This window comes from Bacteroidota bacterium (genome assembly GCA_018831055.1).
In the GTDB taxonomy this organism is placed as follows: domain Bacteria; phylum Bacteroidota; class Bacteroidia; order Bacteroidales; family B18-G4; genus M55B132.
This window is the reverse complement of record JAHJRE010000010.1, coordinates 1-3,229: the sequence shown is the minus strand read 5'-3', so window position 1 is coordinate 3,229 and position 3,229 is coordinate 1. Positions and strand designations below refer to the sequence as shown.

2 protein-coding genes are annotated in these 3,229 nt (G+C 36.3%); both read right to left on the bottom strand.

Translation table 11 applies throughout. The features are described 5' to 3' along the window. A partial coding sequence (locus KKA81_00690; protein ID MBU2649425.1) for a hypothetical protein occupies positions 1 to 1,457 on the bottom strand: 1,457 nt, incomplete at its 3' end. 5 nt (positions 1,458 to 1,462) lie between these two features. After that, a partial coding sequence (locus KKA81_00685; GenBank protein ID MBU2649424.1) for a T9SS type A sorting domain-containing protein occupies positions 1,463 to 3,229 on the bottom strand: 1,767 nt, incomplete at its 5' end.

Here is a 3,229-nt window from a genome sequence, read left to right as displayed (position 1 = left end):
CTTCCCCAGATGTCATACAGGCTAATTGTCAATTCTGTATTCTGTCCCGACAAGTCGGGATTTCCACTTCGTTCCAATATTCTGTATTTACAATGTATTTCTCCATAGGCCGGGTTCGGAAAAACCTCCAGGGCATCGGTGGTTTTGCTTGTTGTGTTTATGGCAGGCCATTCTGTGGTACCTACGATGAGACCGCAGTCGTCCTGAACAATGGTGTCGGATGCGATGGGGTATGGGCAGAGAGAGTCGTATTTAAAGGGATAAGTGTATATACTGTCGTCTTCCAATTGCTGATTAAGTTTTCGCAAGTAAACGTCAAACTGGTTGTTTTTGAAAGTATTATACATATATAACAGTTTTTTGTCAAATGTTAGTTTTAATAGGCTGCTGTATATATCCTGGAATAAGAAGGTAGTATCTATCAGGTTACCCAATGTGTCGATTAAAATGGCATAATTGATTATTTCTTCTTCTGTGTCCCCCCATCCTGCACTGGCTGCAAGAATAGTATCATTCAAGAATTCAGCATTTGCAAGGCCACCATGATTAAAACCATCAATTATATCATATATTCCGAGTATATCCCCGTTAAGGCTAAGTTTTACCAATGCAGGTGCAGATCTTGACTCCTGGTAATAATATCTGCTTATGCAGGAATAGTAACAATTTGTGTCGGGGTTTAGAACGGTATGCCAGGCATTTCCCCCAAACTCGGCTTCATTTTTAAAAATTACCTGTTCCCATTGAAAAATGCCATTAGAATCAGTTTTTATATAATAGGGTTTTGATAAATATTGGCCCGGCATATTTGGGTTCTCATAATCACAAACGGCAGATATTAGATACCCTTTATCAGGTGTAAGTGTTATGGATCTTGAATCTTCAAAAACCAAGCCGGTATCGGTGCTGTTGTAACACTCTTTCCATAACATATCTCCATATTCTGAAAACTTTGCAAGGCAGATCCTGTCATCTGGTGAAATGCCTGTATATCTTAGCGTAGTTACACACCCCCCTTCATTTAATGCGATTACATAGCTTGCATAATCAAAATGCGATGGTGAATAATACACTTTACACCATTCTTTTTCCCCGCATGGATCTAATTTCAATATTATGGGATCCCCATGTGAGTCATAAAATGAGGTTTTGCCTACTATATAAGTACTCCCTTTATCATTAATATCAATACTAAATAACCCTAAATATGAATTTGGTTCACCTATTGTTTTTTCCCATAATAGATTCCCATTAATATCTGTTTTGATTAACCAGTTAAACGACACATAATTATGTCCATGCTTGCCTAATAAATAAATACCCTGATCATAAGATGAACTAAAATGGTAACCATAAGCATCTTTATTATTATAATAGGCATGTAGCCATTTGTTTTGCCCCAAAACAAAGCTCACGTAAAAAGAAAGTATAACTAATATATATAATTTTGTTCTCATACGATTTATTTTATAAGGCTAAGCTTGCAACTTTCAATAATGGAATTATCGACGGTAAGTTGTATCAAATATAATCCTGCCGGCCAGTCATTTGTGGCTTGAACTATCTGATTCTGCTTGCTTGATAAACGAATGAGGGCAAAAGGTTTGCCTGATATGTCAGTAATTTTAACAGTAGGAACTCCGACAAATTCCCTGATATCATACTCAAGAATGAAATAATTCTTCCCTGGATTTGGAAATACCTTTAGAACTGAAGGATTCTTTAAACCTGATTCCTCCGGAAGTTCCCAGGTAGTTGAACTTTTCAAATTATCAGGTAAGAAGATTTGCTCATTATATTTTTTTAATTCATGATTTACCAGGATATTTCTTGAATAGACTCCAATAAAGTCGTTATTGTTTTGTGATAAATCATCCAGGGTACTCTCCTGGATGCTATCTAAAACATAACCATGATATTTTAATTCAGAAATAATGCTAAACAAATCAGAAAAACTTTGATATTCATCTTGTTCTTCTGTATTTAAAGTAAAAATGGTTGGAATACTGGCTAAGGTATTACAAGCGCTCAGGCTATCATCCAAATATAATTGAAATAAAGATGATCGGTACAGGGCATACGGATTATTTTCTTTAGTAAATAATCCAATCAGGCTATCATTTGACCAGGCGTTTATGGTATCCTTTTTATAAAACCTTATGAGTTTTGAAAATGTTTTTTGTCTGTTGTTGATATGTCTTCCTTTGTGTTTTTCCAGAACCTCTTTGTGACCATATACATTCAATCCGTTCATTATTTCCGCCATCATATAATCAGGCATGGGATCAAACCTTGAATTAAGGGTGTTTAACACATTTGCTGATTTTGCTGATTGCGGATTGGACACAAGAATGTCCCTGATCATTGCATTGGGTAAAACATTCTCTTTGTAAATGGCAGAATTCATAACTGTATCTGACAAGTACGGCGAGTCATTCAAAAGATCTTGTCTGATCTGCAATGCCTCATCCGGAAAGCTGGTCTGAACTTCAAAATTTAAATCATCTGTACTTCCTCCATCAACATATACATTCAGGGTATCCTGATACAATTCAACAGTAACTGACTCACTTTCAATATAGTTATATTCTGTTAGGAGGTTTATGTTTTCATTTAAGATACTTGGACAGGATTCACTCTTTGAATATACAACATCCAAATCCTCTTTTTTATCAATATTATTGTATTCTTCAGGTTCAAGAAAAACACCTGGTATGCTAGGATGATGATAATAAGTGACTATATCCAGGTTAGCATGTTTGAAAAATTGATACTCCAGATCAGAGAAATCAGGATCAGTAAATGTATTTCCAGCAGCCATGGTATTTGGATTAACACCCGGAGGAGCGGAAGAGCCTGAATGGCCCTGGGTTTCAGCAATACCAAATCTATCCTGGTTAATACCGCCATGAGGTGTCACATACACATCATATTGGCAGTCCGTAAAATCATTGCATTTAATACATAAACCAACATCATTGTCTTCTTCATCCCGGTTTTCACCGGCAGCAATTATACCGCAAGAAAGTTTCTCAATAGAATTATTATAGATCTCATTATAATATGGCCCAAGGTTATGCGCATAAATGGCAGCATGCTCCATTTGTGTGCCGGAATATCCCGTGAAATAATTTTCTGTCAAAAGGAATTCCTGGCAGGCCTCAAGATATACCCCTATCAAAGTATCACTTGTGCTGTGATAACTATCAGGCATATCCATTTCAAAGGT